This is a genomic window from Methanococcoides alaskense, assembly GCF_027594145.1.
GTDB classification, from domain to species: domain Archaea; phylum Halobacteriota; class Methanosarcinia; order Methanosarcinales; family Methanosarcinaceae; genus Methanococcoides; species Methanococcoides alaskense.
Genome location: NZ_JAQFFK010000003.1, coordinates 689,316 through 709,820, shown reverse-complemented (window position 1 = coordinate 709,820; position 20,505 = coordinate 689,316). Strand labels below are relative to the sequence as shown.

Here is a 20,505-nt window from a genome sequence, read left to right as displayed (position 1 = left end):
TTTCTCATCCACTTATCTGAATGTTTTCTATTACAATATTGGTACAATGCATGATCAAGCTGATACCAATTTTAAACCACCAATTCCAACAGCAATTAGTCCAATGAAAAATATCCTGGGCAGATTCATTGATTCGTTGAAAAGAACTACACCCAATACTGTTGTCCCAATGATCCCAATACCTGTCCAAACTGCATAGGCGGTCCCAACAGGCAACGTTCTCAAAGCTTTTTCCAATAAATACATGCTTAAAATCAAAGTAATTACTGTAAACACCATTGGATAAAACTTGGTTAAACCATCACTATATTTCAGTCCAACTGCCCATCCAGTTTCAAGTATTCCTGCAATTAATAAATATATCCATTCCATGCATATTACCTTTTAGTATTTTTAATAAATATTAAAATCTAATTGTGCCGAAGTTTTATTTGTAGTTTTTGGCAAAATGTGCTTTGCTTGAAAATATTTTGACCGAAAAATAGGGTATTTATCGGTCAAAGTGTCCAATATAGTTCAAGATATAAAGCAAAGAGATAATTAGAAATTACAACGCTACAAAAATCAAGAACCTTTTAGATATAAAATTAAGCTATTGAGTAGCATAAAAGTAAAAATAAGTGATTATGAATCTGCTGAAGAGTATGAAAATGATTTAAAAAAAACAGGTGGGGAGAATTTCAGTTATGTGTAAAAAAGAATTGCCCTTGATTCAACAGTTGGCTTCGTTTTTTTCTTAAAAAATAATTATACTCATATAGATTCTGAAGCATAGTTAAATATTTAATTTGCATCTAACCGTCTCTTAACATGATTATTGAGAGTAAACAACTTATCAATCTTTGTATCCTGTTTAATACACTACAATTTCAACCTATTAACACCTACACCTCAATCCAGGAAGATCAGTGTATACTGAGATGGAACCTCATTATCCATTGGGAATTTTTGGAGGGGTGTACCCAGTTTCTCCAATGTTTTGTCCATTCTTATGCCAAGACCCATGATGCATGGTCTGCGTATAGTGGGATGGTGGCATGGTCCATCTGATCCAGCACAGTTGACACCGGAATAATCACTGTTGGCGCACCATGTGCACATACCTGGAAAAGTTGCAAGGGCAGTGTTATATCCAAGGCTCCAGGAAAGTTTCTCAATTTCGATACTACCCGGCTGTATTATTTCCTTGCGTTCTTTCATCACTGTTTTTAATGTATCTTGGTACTGTTGTTTGATATCTGGATCTTCAGGAGGGATGATACTGTATTTGATGAAATTTTCACTGATATCTTTGGAAAAAAGGTTGTCAGACTTCCAATCTACAAGCAGAACCCACTCATATTCTTTGAGCATGACCCGAAATTCATCCACTGTTGGTATGAACGGTGGACATACTTGGCTTCCGTAACCATTGCATCCGAATATACACTTTAATATCGTCCTGTTCTCTACGATGATATCCTCAGCAGGTATCAATCTGACACTGTTTGCACCATGCTCTTTGGCTGTTTGCTCCAAAAGCGTGTAATTAGATTCAGTGATTCTCATACCCAAAACATAGATCAGTAACAATATATCTATTTATTGTCCACGTATTGAGAAAGCATTAAATCGTAATTTCTTCAGATAGAATTCACATATTCATTCGGACTTATTTATATAATCATTTATAGAAACCGCCTTTCCGTATGGGTAAAATATTGTGAAAAGTTCCCTTATGGAACCACTATCATTCAACAGTAGCACACAATCCTTAATCGTGTGCTTGTGGAATCAGTTAGAAAAAAGGAGGTAGAGTTTTGAAATTTGTTTATTTTCAAACTTTTCTACCAATCAAATTATCCCAATTCTTCGAGATCCCCTATAGTCTACGAAACGATTTAGCTTTTTAGCAATGTGGACCCTTTGACAGTCTCTTCTATTGTCAGTATAGGAGTGATCTTTGCGGTGTGATGCGTTAACATCGGCGGTTTTAAGAATTCCGAAACTGCCATCAAACTGTCTGATTCGAGGATGAAATAGAAAATATGCTCGTTAGGGCAAACATATGCTCCATTTATTTTTATACCCAGTTTCTCTGCTGAGCTTTTCATTTCCCCAGCCCATTGCTTCATTTCTGCCTTGTATTCGTCTCTTGCAAAACACTGTTCAGGTGTATGCTCAAGACTGATCATAAATAACATTCTTTATAACCCCCATAAATATCAAACAAGATTAGTATTTAGTATATTGGTTACTTCTCTGTAAAAATATACTTCTAAATTTGGCTTTGCATAAAGCCTATTTCTAATTTCCGTAGGAAAAAGAACGAAATGATCCGCTGAAACAAACGAACGTTTTATATGAAATTCATTCATTTAAACCATATAGACCACAATTGTAATCATTTTAATAAATTATATTTTTAATAAAACCGTTTTGGGAATATGAATGACAGTCGATGAAAATATAAAAAGGATCTTTAACGAACTTGGAAGAACAAAACTTGTCTGCGTCACCAAGACCATCGACCCTGATAGGATAAATGAATCCATCAGAGCCGGAGCCACCATCATAGGTGAGAATAGAGTCCAGGAATTCGAGGAGAAATGTGCTGAGATCCTGCCCTGTGAAAAACACCTAATCGGAAATTTACAGACAAACAAAGTTAAAAAAGCCGTTCAACTCTTTGATGTGATCCAGTCAGTTGACTCCTTGAAATTGATACAGGATATTGATAGGAAAGCCGAAGCCATTGACAAGGTACAGAAGGTATTCCTTCAGGTCAATATAGGCAACGAGCCTCAGAAATTCGGTTTTGGATCGGATGAGATCGGACAGGTGATAACGCAGATCCATTCCCTCAGGAACGTTCAGGTGAAAGGACTCATGTGCATACCGCCTTTTGTGTCCCCTGAACGAACACGTTCATATTTCAAGAAGATGAAAGCACTTTTTGATGAGCTGAAGCAGGTCGATCAGGATAACATCGATATACAGGAACTATCAATGGGAATGTCCAATGACTACAGGGTTGCCATCGAGGAAGGGGCTACAATGGTACGCGTCGGTTCTGCAATATTCGGGAATAGGAAGTACTGAAAATACTATTAATTGTCCAATTGGAGAATCGTAGCATTCCTGGCAGATGGAGTATTTGATGAAAGGATCATCGATACTCACGGCTTGCCGGTAAACTCCCTATATTTTCTCGCACCTTGTGATATTGCCTTATACTTTTTCTTCTCAATTCCTTTCAGGCCAAGCTCAGCTTTCTCTGACTGGAAAGTAAGTTCAGCGGTTAATTTGAAGAAACTGTCAAGCCGCTCCTGAGGGATAAGACCCTGATGCACAGCTCTTTGGACAGCGCAATGGGGTTCATCACGATGTGTGCAGTCCTTGAACCTGCACCCTTGGGCCAGATCAGTGATATCTGAGAATGTCCTGTCAATTCCGTCAGAACTGTCCCCCAATTGGATCTCACGAATGCCGGGGTTGTCAATGAAGATCCCGCCGTTTGGAAGAAGGAACAGCTGTCTTACTGTAGTAGTATGTTTGCCTTTGTCGTCATCTTCCCGAACACCAAGGGTCTTCTGTATAGCCTCACCAAAAAAAGCGTTGATAAGTGTGGACTTTCCAACCCCGGATGAACCGATGAGCGCCACCGTTTCAGCAGGATTGATGTAGGGAGCAAGTTTGTCCAATCCGTCCTTTGAAAGAGCACTTATAGCAATGACCGGGACATCGCCTGCAATATCCTGCGTTTCTTGTATCAGTTGTGCCGGATCATCAACAAGATCGATCTTATTAATAAGAATAACAGGGTTTGCACCGGATGAGTAAACGATAGTCAGATACCTTTCAAGTCTTCGCAAATTCAGATCATTTCCAACTGCTGTAACGATGAAAATAGTATCGATGTTTGCAGCTATCACCTGCTCATCACTGCCATCTCCCGTAGAGCCTCTTGCAAGACAGGTCTTCCGGGGCAGGATATCCACTATAGTGTATGAGTTGATCTCAGCCTGGTCCAGCAGAACAACAAAATCTCCGACAACCGGCTGTTTGCCAGCCCTGCGCATTGCACCTGAGATCGCTGCCTGTACCATACCACCCGGAATGAGAATATCGCAGACCGTCTTATGCTGAGCTGCAACTCTTCCAGCTATGTATGGGCCCTTGTAAGCAGATAATGCCACTTCAAGCCCATCGTTCCACCCGGGGATCACTTCAAGATCAAGGTTATCAGGGTTTTCGGATTTTGATCGATCATCCATAAATAGTAATTCTTATTTTAACAGGTATAGGTCTTTTGGGTTGTGCCATCGTTCCTTAACATATAAATAATGTAAAAGATGAATGTTATTGGGGAGTTTAGATCATCTTATTGACATAGACCATATCTTACAGATTCCCACAACCAACAATAAATGGAGATGTAAGCCAATGCTATCGAAAATACCTATAGACATATCAAAGGTCAAACCTGAAGACATCAACAAAGAGATCCTTCGTGCAGCCATAATCGCTGAACTGGATGCGATTAATCTTTATGAGCAGATGGCAGCGCTGACAGATAACAAAGAAGTGAAAGGAGTACTTCTGGACATCGCAAAGGAAGAGAAAACGCATGTCGGAGAATTCCAAACACTCCTGTTAAGAGAAGATGAACAACAGGCACAGGAAATGGAAAAAGGCAAGCTTGAAGTTGATGAGATGACAAAATAAAGGGGGAAGAAACAAATGATGTCTGAAATGCCGATAATACCTGAAAATCTAAGTAAGGAAGATCTCGACAAGGAACTTATCAGAATTGGCATGATAGCTGAGCTGGATGCTGTTAATTTCTATGAACAAATGGCCTCTCTTACAAAAGATGAAGACCTGAAGGCAGTGCTTCTGGAAGTGGCCAGAGAGGAAATGGTACATATCGCTATGTTCGAAACAGTATTAATGGAAGTTGATAGCGTGTATCTCAAGGTTCTCGCAGATTACTCACTCGCGAGGAATTAAGTTTTCAGGAGATTTATCATGAAAGTTGTTGCATTTAATGGAAGTCCAAGAAAAGAAGGAAATACATCACTTTTACTCAAACATGTCCTTACTGAACTTGAAGATGAAGGTATTGAAACCGAGATCATACAGATAGGTAACAATACATTGAGTGGATGTACCGCCTGCATGAAATGTTTTGAGAACAAAGACGAGCAATGCGTTATAAAAAGTGACATCGTAAATGATTGCATCAAAAAAATGAAAGAGGCGGATGGCATAATCATTGCATCACCTACATATTTTGCAGATGTTAATGCAGGAACTAAAGCCCTTATAGAAAGAGCAGGATTTGTGGCGAAAGCGAACGATGATCTCTTCAAACGCAAGGTAGGTGCTGCTGTTGTCGCTGCCAGACGAGGAGGTGCAATTCATGCCTTTGACTCGATCAATCATTTATTTACAATATCCCAGATGATAATTCCAGGTTCAAGCTACTGGAACATTGGGATCGGGTTTTTACCGGTAGATGTTGAAGCCGATATGGAAGGGATACAGACCATGCAAACCCTCGGACAGAATATGGCATGGCTTCTGAAAAAGCTGAACGATTAAGCTAAACAAGATCATTGCGGGTATATAATGATATTAAAATTCAAAAACAAAGAACCTTCGATATCAGAGACATCATTTGTTGCAGGATCCGCAGATATCATCGGTGATGTAAAAATTGGAGAAGGTTCAAGTGTCTGGTTCAATGCGACCATCAGAGGAGACAAGGATGAGATCATTGTAGGTAAAAGAAGCAGCATCCAGGACAATTGTGTTATCCACACCGACCCTCCCTTTAAAGTAAAGATCGGAGACAATGTAAGCATCGGTCATGGAGCAATTCTCCATGGTTGCACGATAGGTAACAATGTCTTAGTGGGAATGAACTCAACTGTTCTTGATGGTGCAGAGGTCGGGGAGAACTGTATCATCGGTGCCAACGCCCTTATCCCACCTGGAAAGATAATCCCACCTAACAGTGTTGTCACCGGAGTTCCCGGGAAGATCAGAAGGGAAGCAAATGCTGAAGACATACAGATGATAGCTGAAAATGCAGCCGAGTATGTTAGATTGGCAACCGAATATAGAACAGCACTGAATGAATGAATTCAGACAGATAGTGTAAAAATGTCTGCTTTTCTCAGTAAAGAAGAGCAGGCATGGGTAGACTGGGTCTTTGATGAACTACATCTCACCTAGAACGGATAACAATAGATACTTGGATTCTAAAGATGCTTTTTTGATAATTGATACTAGATGATATTTTGTTGTCATCAGATTTCTCTTCTTGTCAGCACTAAATAATAAAAACAAATTAAACTGAAAATATCCAATATGTTCATTACATATATTTTGAAGATGAACGTTAAGTTTATCTGCATTATGCATTATAATGCATAATATGGGACGCCCAAGAAAAAGAAGAATGGTTAATTTTGACCACGATGTAAGGCATTTCAAACCCTCAGGCGTTTGCCTGAAAGATCTGGAAGAGGTCAACATAACCATTGATGAACTGGAAACCCTCAGGCTGAGCACTCTTGAAAAAATGAAACAAGAAAATGCAGCTCAGACGATGCAAATACACCAGTCCACCTTTCAAAGGACGCTCCAAAGAACATTGCAGAAAATAGCAGATGCATTAGTAAATGGAAAATCAATACGAGTAGAAGGAGGAGATTATACAATGCCAGGAAAGGATGGAACAGGACCTATGGGACAAGGACCAATAGGAGGACAAAATAGAGGTCAGAATGGAGGAATGGTCGGGGGACAGAACCAAGGCCGAGGACAAAGAGGATTCCGCGGTGGAAATGGAAGTGGGTTTGCCGGACCCGGAGGAGAATGCAAATGTCCAAACTGTGGTTATGAACAAACTCATCAGCTAGGAATCCCCTGCGCTCAGGCAAACTGCCCTAAATGTGGAAACCTTATGATCCGAAAATGATCAAGAGGAACATTTAACTTCAGCCACACAAAAACAGAAGAAGAAAAATCAACAAATGGGATTAAAATGGGATCAAGGATAATCTACGGACCAATCCTTTCAAGAAGACTTGGAAGGTCGCTTGGAATTGACATCATCAAAAAGAGTGAATTCAGGAAGAACTGCAATTTCGATTGTGTCTACTGCCAGCTTGGACATGTGGACTGGAAAATATCGACACCATCAGATGTTACAGATCTTGTAACAACTGAAGAAGTGATCGACAGCCTCGCTAACTATCACAAGAAAGTGGATGATCTTGATTACATAACATTTTCAGGTACATGTGAACCTACATTGAACCTGGAACTGGGTAACATGATCGAACAGATAAGGAACATAAGTGATGTTCCCATTTGTGTAATTACAAATTCATCACTCGTGAACAGAGAGGATGTCAGAAATAGTCTTTCAAAAGCCGATCTTGTAGTTGCTACACTTGTGTCAGGAAATGAAGAGACGTTCCAGTCCATAAACAGACCTGCAGAAGGGATCGAACTTCAGGATATAATCAAAGGACTAAGAGAACTGCAGAAAATGAAAGGCTCAAGGGTTGCCATAGAGGTCATGCTACTTGACTCAAATAATGGCTACCTTACAAATTCAAGCGATCAGGAAATCGAGAAACTGATCGAAGTTCTCAAGTTCATCGATCCGGATGAGATAGAGATATTGACCATAAGCCGACCGTCTGCTGAAGAATTTATCATCCCGGTAACTGAAACAAGGCTTAAAGAGATCGCACAGAAGTTCGATGAGAAACTGGGAAGGGAAAGGGTAAGACTGGTACTCAAAGGTCTGAAAAGAAAAAGGTCGAATATAGAACATGAGAACCCTACGGACGAGGTATATGATCTCATACTTCGAAGACCCTGTACATTTGATCAGGTCGTTCGATCTCTTGATATTGATAAAGAAGAACTCTCCCCGATAATTGAAGGACTGGTCGAGGAGCACAAGATCATCGGCATAAGCTCAGAAAATGGAATGTACTACCGGGCAGTATAACTAAAAAACAGTAAAAAGGGATGGATATTACATCCCAAGCTGTTCTTTTTTGGAACCGCGTGTGCAGTAGAATCCGTTCTTAAGACCCAATTTTTCGGTCATAGGACAACCACCGCAAATTCAGCCTTTTTCCTCGCTTATACAGCTACTCTTACCAATCGCAGGGAAACAAAATCCTCCCTTCTCACCACATTATATCCACGAAGGGCATTTAGCGCAAACACCAACGATAATTGATAGGAATATATACGACCTTGTTAATCATAAACAAATACATGAGAAAGTTTCCCTTACCCAACAGGAAGGACAGAATCCTTCAGAAAAACGGAGAGAGTGGAGCTTTCTGGGAAGACAGGAAAGACCGCCGACATTGCGGTATCGACCTTTATGCGCCTGAAGGTGACCCTGTTATTGTCATTGAGAACGGTGAAGTCACCAACGTTGGGATTATGACATCACCTGAAATGATCCCTTACTGGAATAAAACCTATTATATCATCATTCGGAACCATTCAGGACTTTTCTACAAATACGGTGAACTTGGTTTCTCAAACGTAAAAGTTGGAGATACTGTTGAATCTGGTCAATTGATCGGGCATGTCGGAGCTGTGCTGAACAGCAAGAAGATAGACAAGAATGCTCCCGAATACATCCAAAAACTAAAAGATAAGGATTCCAGCATGCTCCACTTTGAGCTATGGGAAGAGACTCCTGTTGCTGAAGATAACAATTATCTTGGTGGTGGCAACTGGTTTGGAGATAAAGGGCCTCGAAAGCTCCTTGACCCCACACTGAATACCTTAGCTCTACTGATAATTAACTAAAATGATCAAATGACCCTGACCGTAAGGTCAAAGGTCTGTTCATATCCTGTAAGGTTAACCTCTGGCTGCATGTTTATGGCGGAGATATTCTGTTCACCAGCCGCAACTGCCTCGATCTTCCACTCATGCATTCCATAAAGGGAGCCCTCTGATTGCGGGATGAACTTATCCCCTTTGACCTGGAGGCCTTCCGTCAACGTCATGTTCCAGACATATGTATCAGCTGTGGATTCGAACAATCTGATAAGCATCCACTCGCCTTGTTCAAGTTCGATCGCATCACCATAATAGTAGCCATCCACTATAAATGACGGATACAGTTCATTATCCCCTTCCACTATCAGGGTCATCTCGAAGTCGCTTGGAACAGAAGACTGACCATTCCATGAATTGTATTCCACCATAATGGATTTCTCACCAATGGACGAGGTTTCAAAGGTCCATCCATAGACAGAATCATCATCTACAGGACTGTAGGATGATGAATATCCATAGCCTTCTTCTTTAGTTGACAGGTCATCTTTTCCTGAAAGATCCCAGTAGCCTTCCGAAGGTGCATCAAGATCGATACGCACAATGCTTCCGGCTTGAACCGATACTATACTGCCATTATCCCCTTCTGTGAACACATGGTCAGCTGGTATTTTCTCGATCTCAGGATAAATGAATTGGTCATCTTCTGTCGGAGCCATTCCCACAGAAAGTGCAGCTATAACCACACCAACAAGCATCAATGGTAGAAGGTAGCGTTTTACAGACCTTTTTGTGGAACTGCTGGCATTGTCATAGTAGCGTCCTTTTAACATCATCAACATAACTGCAAAAAGACATCCCAGGAAGAACCAGAGCCCTATGTTATCTGAAAGGTTCGAAAAGAAAGTATGCATACTATCCATTATCTGAGGACCAGCTGCTTCAGGAACTGCCCTTGCAACTTCTTCCACCACCTCATCAGAAGCAAGTGACGGGGCCATATCCATGGGTGCATCACGGAGAACTTCAGACTCCATGGCAACATCCATCATTGCAGGTGCTGAGAAGGCACCTCCGTTCTCGATGGCAACCGGTTTTGACAGGTATTGAAGACCTGCAGCACCAAGGAATGCAGCACCTATGACACCGATATACTGTTGTAGCATACTGATTATGGAAGCCCTGCTGATATTCATGTTCCCCGGAGCTACAATGATCAGTTTCTGTACCGGCTCATAGAGCTTGACCTCACGGCCTTTGGCACTCCATTTTATCCTGTGTACCTTGATAAGATCGGATTCCAGCAAACTGTCAATGTTGTACTTGATAGTGGTAATGGAAAGACCGAGCTTTTTCGAGATATCCGTTGCAGACATAGGTTCTTCGGATAGAAGGTCCAGTATCTTCAGTGACTTCTCATTGGAAAGCGTCTGGGTGATCTTCTTTGAATCTTCGTTGAGAGGAAGTACAACTACATTTTCCGAACTACCCTGATCTGCATCTTCAGTTTCATTCTTGTTCTTATTTTCAACGTCTTTAGTGACCATATTTGCACCAGGGGTTGATCTCATACAACATTAGTATTGTCTTCAGAAGAGAATACAACGAACCTATTGGAAGGTCCGTAGATATCTTCTTCCCTTTCCAGACCGGAGGATAGTCTCTTTCTCTCCACAAGATCGGACTCCATCAGAGCCATGATCTTATCTTCAACATCCACAAAAGGAAGACCGGTCTTTCGGGAAATTTCCCTTACAGAAAGTAGATCTTCCGAAAGCACTTCCAGTATCTTGAAAGAACCCTCTTTTGAAAGTACTTCAGTTACAGTCCTTGACCCTTCAGCAATTGGAAGGATCAGGAATTTATCAACGTTCACAGGATTTGCTGCACAGTCCATAACGATATCCCCTTTTTTCTTTAGAAGTAATTATCAGATCATTTCCACATGAACATCAAGATCTTGAATACCCGGTTCCGTAGGTACAGGATTGCGCCAGGTGCTGTAATAATCGCCATTTGAGAGGCTTCCATCACCATCTACATCCACATGGACTGAAAGGGAATACGTCATTCTTTCCTCGAGTTCAGGGTGGTGGATCAGATATGGCACTAGCTGAACATTGTCTGCATCCATGGATACGCCAGTAATTGAATCCTCGGACATGATCACAGAAGCTACGTCCTGGAGGCTTACATCCTCAACTTTCAGATAGATGGTTGCATTAGTGAAGGATTCCACAGGTTCGTCAAAGATGATATATCCCAGAACACCATCGCTTTCTAATACAGATTCACCTGCATCCACTCCATCATCCATATCAACGTCAATACCGGATTCAGAAGTGTTGTCCGTACAGCCCATTGCAAAAGCGGATGCAATGAGGATCAATAATGTCAATCCTAATGTGAGATATTTGTTTTTCATGATAATCGGTTCCTTAATGTGTCGATTTTATGAATCTATAATATAACAAATAGCTCGTGGATATAAAGTCTTTATTTAAGCTACAAAGTAATTCGTAGTCTTAAGAAGCAAGAAATTCAACAAAAAAAGAAAAGGTAAATAATGGTTTTTCAGTCGATTTTTGACTTGAAGATGTCTTCTTTAAGGATACCATAATCGTCAAAACTTGAGCGGATCGTCATGAATATACCAATGGTGACCGTCATCACAGTGGAAACATATATCCCGATCATTATGGCCATCTGGTACTTGATAGCAAGGATAGGACTAGAACCTGCAATTATCTGACCGGTCATCATTCCCGGCAATGAGACTATACCTACCGTGGACATGCTTGCGATAGAAGGTTTCAATGCGAGCTTGATACTTTTTCGGGCATAGGGAAGAATGGCTTCAGACTTCTTGGCACCCAGTGACAAACTGTAGAGATAACGATTCTCGTTCCTCCTGATACTATCATAAAAGTTGCTTATACTTACGAGATTACCACGAAGAGAGTTTCCAAGGAACATTCCGAATATGGGGATCAAATATCGGGCATCGAAAAGGTTCTCAAGGTTCACTACGAACGTATTGAAGTAAAGTAATATCAGAAAATTTCCTACTATAAATGAAAGTACCGTCGGCAAAAGCAACTTCTTCATATCAAGCCCGATATCATTTATCGTAGCATGTGTTGCCATGAGGATCATTACGAATAACCACAAAAGGTTCACGATCGAATTGTTCAGATCAAAAAGTACGGTAAGGAAAAAACCCACAAAAACAAGTTGTAAGGTCATTCTTGAAGCCGAAACAACAGTTTCGCGTATTATCCCGAGCTTAAGGTAGTGACTCACTAAAAGCGGAATTGCAAGCAAAAGAAAACATGCTACAAGGGACAGATAGCTAATATCATAGGCTTCCATTCAAACACCCACCGGTACGACCCTGACATTTTCCTTTTCCCACACATCATCATGGGAAATTATCACAAGTGTCCAATCCTTGCGTTCCAGGAAATAATTGGCGACCTTTTCCTTCAGTGCACTATCAAGAGATGAAGTGATCTCATCGAGCAGATAGATATCCTTTCCTATGAGCACTGACATGATTATGCCTATCCTCTGCTTTTCACCACCGGACAGGTCTTCGAAATCCATATCAAGAACGTCCTTTTCAAACCCCAGATAAACAAGAAGTCTTCTGAGCTTGGTCCTGTCAAGTTTTCCTTCATTGAACGAATAGGAAAATACTTCCTCAATAAATTCATTAACAGACCCTTCATAGATATCAAGGTCCTGAGAGACATAAGCGATCCTTTTTCTTGCATCCCATACAGTATTAGCATCAAGGAGCTTGTTATTAAAATAGAGACTCCCACTTGTATGATGAGCAAAACCCATGGGCATCTTCAAAAGTGTGGATTTGCCTGCACCTGACCTACCTTTCAACAGGATACGATCTCCCTTCTTAATATCAAGGTTGAAGTGAGACAAAACGTCCTTCTCACCATACCTGAGAGAGATATCATTATATTTTAAAAGTTCCGAATTCATTAGCTAGTGACTTCCTTCCGATGTGGAATAGGTTTATGAGAATAGGTTTATAGGAATAACATTATTACTCCGAAGGATAATATGAAACTCCCTTTTAGTAAAGGATTTTGAATACTATTCCACACGAATATTATATGAAAGTATTTATTTAAAAAGTATATTTTTTACATATTAATTAATACATATTTCTAATTTTGTGTTATTTATATCAAGTTAAAATAACACGAATTGTTCCAAATTACACAACATCTATCCGACAGAAATGAAGGATAATAAGATTAAATTAGGCTTACTGAATGATAAATTTGGGATATTATAACTTGAAGCCAATAGCTCAATACTTTCCTGTGTCGAAAAAAAGGATCAAATTCCATCACAAGAAAAGCAAAGTAACTATCTATATTCTGCCCACAGGAAATATTGCTTCAAATATTATATGTGAAAAGGTTTAGAAATGTCTAAAAGTAGAAGTCAAACTTGATTTCTTACTAAGAGGAAGACTGGCATGGATAAGTGGTCGCTTACAGAAGAGAAAATTAGCACTTTTGTGATCTCCACTTCTTCCTGACGTTATCTATATATCTTATCTTCCTGATAGTTTTTAGTATGACAAAATGGAAAAAGGCTTCTGAAGAACTTGGGGAACTGGTCGGAGAATACGTGGCAGAATACGATGCTGAGTTCAGGAAAATGTTCGGCAGTCCAGTTCATTTTGTAAGGGGGAACATGTTCGTGGGCGTTCATGGCGATGGCATAATGCTACGCCTTAAAGAAGAGGACCAGCAAAAATTGTATGCTGAACACGATGAAGCAGCACCTTTCACACCAAATGGAAGGCAAATGAGAGAATATGCAATACTTCCGCCATCTGTTTACGATGATGAGATCGAGTTAAGGAAATGGCTGGATATATCATATGCTTATGTGAGCTCTCTTCCAAAGAAAGAGAAAAAGGAAAAAACTTCAAAGAAAACAAAAAAGACAGAAGATTGATGCGATCTGTATATCAGCTCTATCTATAACCATATTGAAAATAAAAAAAGATCGATACATATCTAATTTTTTTGATTGTGTTATAGGTTAGAATCCTACTCCCCGCACATAAAATCGGGGATATATACAAAGAAAAATATGGCAACGGTGTTTTGTGAGTTAGTCGCACAATCGAATACTTACTTCTATATTTTATTAAAACTAGCTTATTATTTAATCTAAAACAAGATAGAAATGTTTATATTTTGTATGAGAACATAATGTATCAAATGCTATATGATTTTATAAGTATGGTTATTAAGGAATTCGCAGACCATAGTTTTTCATCTAGTCTGATAAGCATTATTGGCTTCATTATAGTATTCCCTTATTTTTATAAGAGCAAGGTATGGAACGATTTATCAGATTTTGAAAAACTTTCAATTTCAATCATTAGTGTTCCAATTACTTTTTTCTTAATTGTTTTCCCTATCTCTCAAATATATCTTTTAACCCTTAATTTTTATTATGGTTTTGATTTATTTTCATATACTTCCAGTTATTTAATGAATTTATACATCATTGTATATGCGGTTCTTTTAATAGGAATATCTTATCTTAGAACCTTGTCACCAAATGCATTATACGATAATCACACGTGTGTAAAAAAAATATTCATGGGTTATTTTATCATTTTCTTTTTTCTAATAATATTCACAATTGATTTTTGTTTAATTGCTCTAATAAGTGGATATAGGGAATATTTTCCAATAATATATGGTACTTTATACATCAATATTTTACTGCTATTAATTTTTAGTATTATCCATTTGGCTATACATAAAAAAGAATTAACAAATATACAGTCTTACATCAAAGAGAACATCGAACTGTTCAATAACAAATACAAGGCAAAAAGCCGGATAATCGTTTTAGTCTTATTGATTATAGTGCCTTGTTTATTCGGGTATATATTGTTTAGTTACTCAATTGTTAAAACAGGACAAGAAGTCAAAGAACTATCTATTGAAATTTTACCTATGAATCCACCAAAGTATATTTCTGCTGAAAGAATATCCTCTGAGTACTACACTATTAACCCACCTATAGCTCTGAAATAGGTAAAAATAACATCAGATATGCATATACAACAAGCTTATAATACGGTTAATGGTAAACACTACAATTATGACATCAACAAGAATAACTATTTTGTAGTCAATGATTCATCTAAAGTAAATATTACTACTATTGTATCCGAAGAAATTAATTTGTCTACAGAATTAAAAATTAGTAACAAGATATTACCAAAGTACGTTGATAACGTGGAAATGTTTCACATCAATTTAACGAATAATATCACATATGAAATTAATATTGATTATATCGAAGTACATATAGATTCAGATTATGAACCAGTTCAATTAACCATGAATAGGACTTATGGTCAATATTCAAATACATGGGACAAAAATAATTCTGAATTTGATTCACAAATTTTTACTAAGGGCAATTCTCTTTTTTTGTGGTGCCCTCCTATACACCAAAAACAAAGCACTCAATTTTTGGTAAAATTACAAAAAAAATAATCAAACTATTTACTTCTATTTGAAATAATAGAAACATTTATTTTTTATATGTGCCATAATTCCAACCTCCCCCTAACATGAGCATTGAGAGTAAAGGTCATATCACTTCTAGCATTCTGCTTCATGTAATGCAAAGTGCCCTTAAACTCCAGCTAACAATTGATGAATTAAAAAAATAGATTTATGGGATGGTGAACATGCCATAAATAACACACAAAAATATCAATATTCCTCTTTAATATACTTGATCATCCTCGGTGTCAGCAGCGGAACGATCTGCGGAAGCATGTTCGGCATCAGATTCCCCATAGCCTCTGGCATGAGATCAGGCATCTGTTCTCTCAGATCATCGGACATCTGAACACGCCTTCCCACAGCTTCGAGCATCTCCGGCATGACCTTTGGCATTATGCCTGGCAGAAGCATTGGCATCATGATAGGCATCATTGGCTTCATCATGAGGTCCATGCCTGGCACGTACTTTACCATCTTCATCATACCACGCAGCGGAGCAGGCATTGCAGCCATCATTTCTGGAAGCAGCTCTACCATCAGGTCGGTCATGTTCTCAGGTCTTAGCAGATGGATCATCTGGTCGAACGTTAACCAGGCTGTGAGTGCAGCGTTCGTGGTGTCAGGTATGTCATAACCAAGACTACGGGCAACCGTTGCCGAAAGATCCTGAACGTCCACCGGACTGCCACTATTCTCGGCAGCTATTCTCAACTGTACCTGACAGCATGGACAGGCTGCAACCATGATCTCGGCACCGATGTCCTCGGCTTCCTTCAATCGCACGTTACCAACAACACTCGCAACTTCTGGATTTGCGACCAGTGTTAGCACTGAACCACAGCAATGACCATTCTCCCTGTTATGTTCCATTTCACGGAAATCAACGCCGGGTACTGCTTTAATAAGGTTTCTTGGTGGTTCGTAGATTCCGCCTGCACGACCCATGTGACATGCATCGTGTATAGTTACGACCTTGTCGAGCGGTTTGACGAACTTCTCAGAAAGCACATCGAGCTTGTCCTCCAGCACCTGTGAATAGTGTTTGGCCTCGAAGTTGTATTCGATGCCAAGCTTCTCTGCCCACTGGCGATAGAAAGTATTCCATACTAACCAGCATGCCGGACAGGAAGTGATAACGGTCTTAACACCCTTCTTCTTCATGTTCTCGATGTTCATTCTCATGATCTTTTCGAAAACATCCCACTTACCGGCTGCAAGCATCGGGATACCACAACAGGACTCTTCCTTGCCAAGGTATGTTATCTCCAGGCCTGCATCTGTGAGCAGACGGACTGAAGCCTCAGCAATGTCCTTCTCCACAAAGGATGCAGTACATCCTGCAAAGTAGGCGTATTCTGCTTTGTCCTTGATCTTTGGTTTAAGGTCTTCAGGAATCCATTCTTCCCTATTCTTAAGATATTCTCCCCAAATGTTTCGCTCTTTAAGCAAACTGGAAGCCATTATCTCGAACGGTGGGATGGTCATCTTGCCACGGTTCAGTACCAGTTCTTTCCTCAGGGTCATCCAGGAATCATTAATTGGGAGATCGAGCTGGCATCTGTGATCACAAAGCTCACAGGTAGTACAGGCAAGGAACGTGTCCACCTGTTCCTGTGTCATCTTGTCCCTGCCGGCGAGGTATTCCTTGATGAAGAACCACTTGCCTCTTGGAGACTGGGATTCCCAGCCACGACCGTAGTACTGGTCACATTCCTCGACACAATAACCACATTGAGCACAGGTGTAAGCATGAGAAACAATGTCGGCTTCAATGTCCTTCTGTTTAGTGAACTTCTCGACCCCGACACCACTACGGTTACCCACGAACCTCATCATTGGCTCGAATGCTTTTGATAATGTAATTCCGGTCTTGAGAATACCTTTGCCTGAAATTGTCTCAGGGTTCATTATGTCAGCAGGATCTACCTGTTGTTTAAGGTCAAGCATTTTATTGAGACGGCTACCATAGACCTTCTCTGCCTCTTTTGCAAAATAAAGCCCGGAAGCATATATCCTTCCGCCGTTCTCTTCCGCGATCTTGACGATACTGATACCCAAGGTGAATGCGAGGTTGAACTTGAACGACCTTTCAGAGTGAGGTATGAAACAGAGCAGTATGACATTGCCATCCTTTGCCACCATACCTTCCATGAGCACAGGCAGATCTATCTTCTGCTTGATCTCGCTGACAACTTTACCCACCTTGTCCAGAGGTACGATAATCTCTGCAGGAATAAAGGAAGGACCAAGCCTTTTTACCTTCATGGAGCGGAACCATTCTCCAGCTTCATGTTTGGAGATAGAATCAGAAAGGACTTTTCCACCATTGCTGGTGATAATATTTTCAAGGGCACTAACATCCCTTGACTCAGGATAAATGAAGTTACAAATATATGACTTAGGCAATTCCGGTCTGTCCTCGACAACCGGTTCCCCATGATGGGTAGAAAATGGCATTTCATTTTTCATGCCTGCCCAATCGGGATTTATAAATGCGATAGACCACAGCGGCACTTTTGCTTCTTTTACCGCCTGGAGAGCTTTCTGCATGGATGCCGGATCAGCAAATTCCGCAGAGATTATAGCGGTATCTTCTTTATTTCGTATATTAAGGGTGATCTGTGTGATGATGCCTATGGTACCCATACTTCCAATGATGGCATCCATCTCATCGCCTGAGAAATCCCTGATCTCACCGTTTGGCAATACTGCCCTTGCAGAGATCATTGTATCCTGGGACCAGCCGTATTCATAGCTGCCATAACCGATACCGTTCTGTGCAAGCCAGCCACCGACCGTTGCTGCCGGAGCACTTGAAGGCATGGCACATACGGAGAGGTTCTCTTTGTTGAGCTTTCTTTCAAGGCGTTCCCAAACGAGACCTGCTCCAACGGTCACTGTCATGTTCTCAGTATCAATGGATACAATATCATTCAGCAGATTGACGTCTGCAACGATACCACCTTTTGTAGGAATGACACCACCATAACCGGATGATGCACCTGCACGGGGGACAATAGGAATAGAATATTTTCGCGCGAATTCCATCAGTTTGACAATATCATCCTCATTACGCAATTTTACAATTGCTGCAGGATCGGTATTGCCTAACATCATCTTTGCCATTGAAGGCAATGCACCGACATCATGGCAGTAGAAGTGTCTTTCTCTTTTGCTTAAGTTCACACGGTCGCCAAATATGGCGGCAATTTCTTCCTGCTGAGAGGAATTCAGATCTGCTGTGTTTATTACCATATGTTCTCCCCCTTATAGGTTGGGTAGTCATTCAATATAAACTTTTTAAACATGATATGGAGATCTTGTCCAATTTAAAAAAAAAGAAATTGGAAACAAATCATCTCCAATTAAAATGACAATGAATCCTTGGGACAGATCTCAATGCATCGACCACATTTGATACAATCCGGGTTATTTCCGATATCACGAACCTTAAGTTCCATCGGGCAGACCTTTTCACATTTCTTGCAGTCAATGCATGACTCATGATCCATCTTAAGCTGGTATTTCTTACCGCCGATAAACCTCTGCATCGTTCCCATTGGGCAGAAGTTACACCAGGACCTTGTGTTGAAGTAGCCTCCAAGCATTGTACCAATGACTGTGGTCACCAGACATATTGACACAAAGATCATACCAATAAGTTCAATGGTATTCTGTGCTGCAATCGTTACTGAAATACGGTACAACATGAAAGCCATCATGAGACTGAATACCGGGATCCTGACCCACATACTTGACAGGACCTTGGGGATCTTTCTTTTCTTTGATATCTTGATGATACCGTAATCGAAGTAGCTCCCACGTGGACAGAGATTTCCACAGAACCAACGGCCTCTGAAAATACTGCTAATGAACAATGTTCCCATGACAAGGAGCATGAAGTAACCAAGCATCGGATACCAGAGACCTGCAATGGAGACTATGAGTACCGATGGACCAAGATAAGGGGTTATTTTAAGCATTTACCAATCCTCCAGTTCCTGTTCCACTTTTGCCGCCCATTTGCTGACAATTCCCATTATCAGTCCCTTGATCTCTTTCTTGTTGTTTATTTTGTAAATGAATGAATAACCGCCTCCGTCGAGATTATTCTGTGATCGTGTGAGTATACCTTTTTCATGCAACTTCTTGACAGACCTCTGTACCGTTGAAAGGTCGAGTTCCACAAGAATTGCAATCTGTTCCGTTTTGCTCCAATTATCGGGTTCTTCAAAGAAGTACTCCAATACTTTCATGTCAGCCCGTGTCAGGTTCAGAGCACATTTAATCACATCTTTAATTTTGAATTCTTTACATGCGAAGTCTATCATTGAATCACCGCCATTAATTGTCAGTACTGCTACATTATCGCAGCCGTATATATACGTGGTTAAGTACTGAGAAAAGAAGGATGGTTTTGGCAGTACCGTGGATAACTGTGTTGATCTGGCAGTTTTTCAAATTATGAAATTATGAGATGGAATACGATATAAAAATAAGAGAAACGATAGCAATCGAATTACTTTTAATATTAACAGTTCTGCATTATGAATGTTAATATTAAGATTTGAATGGGATAAATGGATTCAAATCTAATCACTCGCACAGTAAGTCGGAGATATAGATAAGTTGAAAAAACGGAACTCTTAAAATAAAAACAACAATTGCTTAAACCTATTTAGTAACTTTTTTTGAAATAGCTATATACCCACACTATTGTGCGATAATCTCCTTCTCTTCACCATCGAGATATTTATTCTCGATCAAGTTCTGAATATTTTCTGACAAGATGAACAAGTTTTCATTAAGATCCATCTTATCACTCCGTTTTTAAGTGTGCTTTACTTATTACGTTTTGTAGAGAACAGTCTATCTCTGTACACACCATCACGCATATCCTGTAATGCTGCACTGTACACAATAAACGCTCCAACCAAAACTATAGTCCACTGTATTATGTCTGGCCAGTTCATCGACTGTACTACCATATAGATATTAAAATAGATTGCGGTTTATTTTAGAAGTTCCCTTAGTCTAGGCATCGACACACCATTGTGCGGGGATATAGCTAATTTCGAAAAGTGTACGCCAGATTTATAGGGAGTTCGGATTT

22 protein-coding genes are annotated in these 20,505 nt (G+C 40.0%); 10 read left to right on the top strand and 12 right to left on the bottom strand.

Going from position 1 to position 20,505, the window contains the following annotated elements; genetic code table 11:
- Nucleotides 1-54: 54 nt before the first annotated feature.
- The 3 genes from PBV53_RS07395 to PBV53_RS07385 all read right to left on the bottom strand — a co-directional run bounded on the left by PBV53_RS07395 (nt 55) and on the right by PBV53_RS07385 (nt 2,183).
- The gene (locus tag PBV53_RS07395; RefSeq protein WP_270096510.1) at nt 55-372 is read right to left on the bottom strand and encodes a DMT family transporter; all 318 of its coding nucleotides are present in this window, start codon (nt 370-372) and stop codon (nt 55-57) included.
- A gap of 519 nt (nt 373-891) precedes the next feature.
- On the bottom strand, nt 892-1,548 hold the full coding sequence (locus PBV53_RS07390) for a DUF2284 domain-containing protein (protein ID WP_270096509.1): 657 nt from the start codon (nt 1,546-1,548) through the stop codon (nt 892-894).
- Between the two features lie 332 nt (nt 1,549-1,880).
- Nucleotides 1,881-2,183 carry a DUF3303 domain-containing protein gene (locus PBV53_RS07385; RefSeq protein WP_270096508.1) on the bottom strand — a complete coding sequence of 101 codons (303 nt, stop codon included), beginning with the start codon at nt 2,181-2,183 and terminating at the stop codon, nt 1,881-1,883.
- A 247-nt stretch (nt 2,184-2,430) separates the two neighbouring features.
- Between PBV53_RS07385 and PBV53_RS07380 the strand changes: the two genes are divergently transcribed.
- Entirely contained in the window at nt 2,431-3,081 is a 651-nt protein-coding gene (locus PBV53_RS07380) for a YggS family pyridoxal phosphate-dependent enzyme (RefSeq protein WP_270096507.1), read from the top strand.
- A gap of 77 nt (nt 3,082-3,158) precedes the next feature.
- Here the strand turns inward: PBV53_RS07380 and rsgA are convergent, their stop codons facing one another.
- Complete coding sequence (rsgA, locus tag PBV53_RS07375; RefSeq protein WP_270096506.1) at nt 3,159-4,256, bottom strand: ribosome small subunit-dependent GTPase A; 1,098 nt, start codon at nt 4,254-4,256, stop codon at nt 3,159-3,161.
- Nucleotides 4,257-4,425: 169 nt separating this feature from the next.
- Here rsgA and PBV53_RS07370 point away from each other — a divergent pair, with 169 nt between their 5' ends.
- The 7 genes from PBV53_RS07370 (at nt 4,426) to PBV53_RS07340 (ending at nt 8,841) form a co-directional block, all read left to right on the top strand.
- A complete protein-coding gene (locus tag PBV53_RS07370; protein ID WP_270096504.1) occupies nt 4,426-4,707 on the top strand; it encodes a ferritin family protein in 282 nt (93 codons plus the stop codon).
- 15 nt (nt 4,708-4,722) lie between these two features.
- Entirely contained in the window at nt 4,723-4,992 is a 270-nt protein-coding gene (locus tag PBV53_RS07365; protein WP_250868875.1) for a ferritin family protein, read from the top strand.
- A gap of 18 nt (nt 4,993-5,010) precedes the next feature.
- Entirely contained in the window at nt 5,011-5,586 is a 576-nt protein-coding gene (locus tag PBV53_RS07360; protein ID WP_270096502.1) for a flavodoxin family protein, read from the top strand.
- A gap of 27 nt (nt 5,587-5,613) precedes the next feature.
- A complete protein-coding gene (locus PBV53_RS07355; protein ID WP_270096501.1) occupies nt 5,614-6,129 on the top strand; it encodes a gamma carbonic anhydrase family protein in 516 nt (171 codons plus the stop codon).
- A gap of 295 nt (nt 6,130-6,424) precedes the next feature.
- Nucleotides 6,425-6,970 (top strand): DUF134 domain-containing protein, encoded by a 546-nt coding sequence (locus tag PBV53_RS07350; RefSeq protein ID WP_270096500.1) that lies wholly within the window; start codon nt 6,425-6,427, stop codon nt 6,968-6,970.
- A 66-nt stretch (nt 6,971-7,036) separates the two neighbouring features.
- A complete protein-coding gene (locus PBV53_RS07345) occupies nt 7,037-8,017 on the top strand; it encodes a radical SAM protein (RefSeq protein ID WP_270096499.1) in 981 nt (326 codons plus the stop codon).
- A 275-nt stretch (nt 8,018-8,292) separates the two neighbouring features.
- Nucleotides 8,293-8,841, top strand: coding sequence for a M23 family metallopeptidase (locus PBV53_RS07340; RefSeq protein WP_270096498.1), 549 nt, complete (start codon nt 8,293-8,295; stop codon nt 8,839-8,841).
- Between the two features lie 5 nt (nt 8,842-8,846).
- Here the strand turns inward: PBV53_RS07340 and PBV53_RS07335 are convergent, their stop codons facing one another.
- From PBV53_RS07335 to PBV53_RS07315, 5 genes are all read right to left on the bottom strand, one after another.
- The gene (locus tag PBV53_RS07335; RefSeq protein ID WP_270096497.1) at nt 8,847-10,361 is read right to left on the bottom strand and encodes a protease inhibitor I42 family protein; all 1,515 of its coding nucleotides are present in this window, start codon (nt 10,359-10,361) and stop codon (nt 8,847-8,849) included.
- Between the two features lie 20 nt (nt 10,362-10,381).
- Nucleotides 10,382-10,711, bottom strand: a complete 330-nt coding sequence (locus PBV53_RS07330; RefSeq protein ID WP_270096496.1) for a hypothetical protein — start codon at nt 10,709-10,711, stop codon at nt 10,382-10,384.
- Nucleotides 10,712-10,744: 33 nt separating this feature from the next.
- On the bottom strand, nt 10,745-11,239 hold the full coding sequence (locus PBV53_RS07325) for a hypothetical protein (RefSeq protein WP_270096495.1): 495 nt from the start codon (nt 11,237-11,239) through the stop codon (nt 10,745-10,747).
- Nucleotides 11,240-11,388: 149 nt separating this feature from the next.
- Nucleotides 11,389-12,186, bottom strand: a complete 798-nt coding sequence (locus PBV53_RS07320; protein ID WP_270096494.1) for an ABC transporter permease — start codon at nt 12,184-12,186, stop codon at nt 11,389-11,391.
- Nucleotides 12,187-12,816: an ABC transporter ATP-binding protein gene (locus PBV53_RS07315; protein WP_270096493.1), complete on the bottom strand. Its 630-nt coding sequence runs from the start codon at nt 12,814-12,816 to the stop codon at nt 12,187-12,189.
- Between the two features lie 606 nt (nt 12,817-13,422).
- Here PBV53_RS07315 and PBV53_RS07310 point away from each other — a divergent pair.
- Entirely contained in the window at nt 13,423-13,809 is a 387-nt protein-coding gene (locus tag PBV53_RS07310; RefSeq protein WP_270096492.1) for a TfoX/Sxy family protein, read from the top strand.
- Nucleotides 13,810-14,078: 269 nt separating this feature from the next.
- A complete protein-coding gene (locus PBV53_RS07305; RefSeq protein WP_270096491.1) occupies nt 14,079-14,909 on the top strand; it encodes a hypothetical protein in 831 nt (276 codons plus the stop codon).
- A 690-nt stretch (nt 14,910-15,599) separates the two neighbouring features.
- Here the strand turns inward: PBV53_RS07305 and PBV53_RS07295 are convergent.
- The 3 genes from PBV53_RS07295 to PBV53_RS07285 all read right to left on the bottom strand — a co-directional run bounded on the left by PBV53_RS07295 (nt 15,600) and on the right by PBV53_RS07285 (nt 19,723).
- Nucleotides 15,600-18,647: an FAD-binding and (Fe-S)-binding domain-containing protein gene (locus PBV53_RS07295; RefSeq protein ID WP_270096490.1), complete on the bottom strand. Its 3,048-nt coding sequence runs from the start codon at nt 18,645-18,647 to the stop codon at nt 15,600-15,602.
- Between the two features lie 110 nt (nt 18,648-18,757).
- Entirely contained in the window at nt 18,758-19,375 is a 618-nt protein-coding gene (locus PBV53_RS07290) for a 4Fe-4S binding protein (protein ID WP_270096489.1), read from the bottom strand.
- Nucleotides 19,376-19,723, bottom strand: a complete 348-nt coding sequence (locus tag PBV53_RS07285; RefSeq protein WP_270096488.1) for a MarR family transcriptional regulator — start codon at nt 19,721-19,723, stop codon at nt 19,376-19,378.
- Between the last annotated feature and the right edge of the window lie 782 nt (nt 19,724-20,505).

What these genes read in the sequence shown, in the direction of transcription:
- PBV53_RS07395 (WP_270096510.1), bottom strand. Translation starts at nt 372, where the DNA reads ATGGAATGGATATATTTATTAATTGCAGGAATACTTGAAACTGGATGG.
- PBV53_RS07390 (WP_270096509.1), bottom strand. Translation starts at nt 1,548, where the DNA reads ATGAGAATCACTGAATCTAATTACACGCTTTTGGAGCAAACAGCCAAA.
- PBV53_RS07385 (WP_270096508.1), bottom strand. Translation starts at nt 2,183, where the DNA reads ATGTTATTTATGATCAGTCTTGAGCATACACCTGAACAGTGTTTTGCA.
- PBV53_RS07380 (WP_270096507.1), top strand. Translation starts at nt 2,431, where the DNA reads ATGACAGTCGATGAAAATATAAAAAGGATCTTTAACGAACTTGGAAGA.
- rsgA (WP_270096506.1), bottom strand. Translation starts at nt 4,256, where the DNA reads ATGGATGATCGATCAAAATCCGAAAACCCTGATAACCTTGATCTTGAA.
- PBV53_RS07370 (WP_270096504.1), top strand. Translation starts at nt 4,426, where the DNA reads ATGCTATCGAAAATACCTATAGACATATCAAAGGTCAAACCTGAAGAC.
- PBV53_RS07365 (WP_250868875.1), top strand. Translation starts at nt 4,723, where the DNA reads ATGATGTCTGAAATGCCGATAATACCTGAAAATCTAAGTAAGGAAGAT.
- PBV53_RS07360 (WP_270096502.1), top strand. Translation starts at nt 5,011, where the DNA reads ATGAAAGTTGTTGCATTTAATGGAAGTCCAAGAAAAGAAGGAAATACA.
- PBV53_RS07355 (WP_270096501.1), top strand. Translation starts at nt 5,614, where the DNA reads ATGATATTAAAATTCAAAAACAAAGAACCTTCGATATCAGAGACATCA.
- PBV53_RS07350 (WP_270096500.1), top strand. Translation starts at nt 6,425, where the DNA reads ATGGGACGCCCAAGAAAAAGAAGAATGGTTAATTTTGACCACGATGTA.
- PBV53_RS07345 (WP_270096499.1), top strand. Translation starts at nt 7,037, where the DNA reads ATGGGATCAAGGATAATCTACGGACCAATCCTTTCAAGAAGACTTGGA.
- PBV53_RS07340 (WP_270096498.1), top strand. Translation starts at nt 8,293, where the DNA reads ATGAGAAAGTTTCCCTTACCCAACAGGAAGGACAGAATCCTTCAGAAA.
- PBV53_RS07335 (WP_270096497.1), bottom strand. Translation starts at nt 10,361, where the DNA reads ATGGTCACTAAAGACGTTGAAAATAAGAACAAGAATGAAACTGAAGAT.
- PBV53_RS07330 (WP_270096496.1), bottom strand. Translation starts at nt 10,711, where the DNA reads ATGGACTGTGCAGCAAATCCTGTGAACGTTGATAAATTCCTGATCCTT.
- PBV53_RS07325 (WP_270096495.1), bottom strand. Translation starts at nt 11,239, where the DNA reads ATGAAAAACAAATATCTCACATTAGGATTGACATTATTGATCCTCATT.
- PBV53_RS07320 (WP_270096494.1), bottom strand. Translation starts at nt 12,186, where the DNA reads ATGGAAGCCTATGATATTAGCTATCTGTCCCTTGTAGCATGTTTTCTT.
- PBV53_RS07315 (WP_270096493.1), bottom strand. Translation starts at nt 12,816, where the DNA reads ATGAATTCGGAACTTTTAAAATATAATGATATCTCTCTCAGGTATGGT.
- PBV53_RS07310 (WP_270096492.1), top strand. Translation starts at nt 13,423, where the DNA reads ATGACAAAATGGAAAAAGGCTTCTGAAGAACTTGGGGAACTGGTCGGA.
- PBV53_RS07305 (WP_270096491.1), top strand. Translation starts at nt 14,079, where the DNA reads ATGCTATATGATTTTATAAGTATGGTTATTAAGGAATTCGCAGACCAT.
- PBV53_RS07295 (WP_270096490.1), bottom strand. Translation starts at nt 18,647, where the DNA reads ATGGTAATAAACACAGCAGATCTGAATTCCTCTCAGCAGGAAGAAATT.
- PBV53_RS07290 (WP_270096489.1), bottom strand. Translation starts at nt 19,375, where the DNA reads ATGCTTAAAATAACCCCTTATCTTGGTCCATCGGTACTCATAGTCTCC.
- PBV53_RS07285 (WP_270096488.1), bottom strand. Translation starts at nt 19,723, where the DNA reads ATGATAGACTTCGCATGTAAAGAATTCAAAATTAAAGATGTGATTAAA.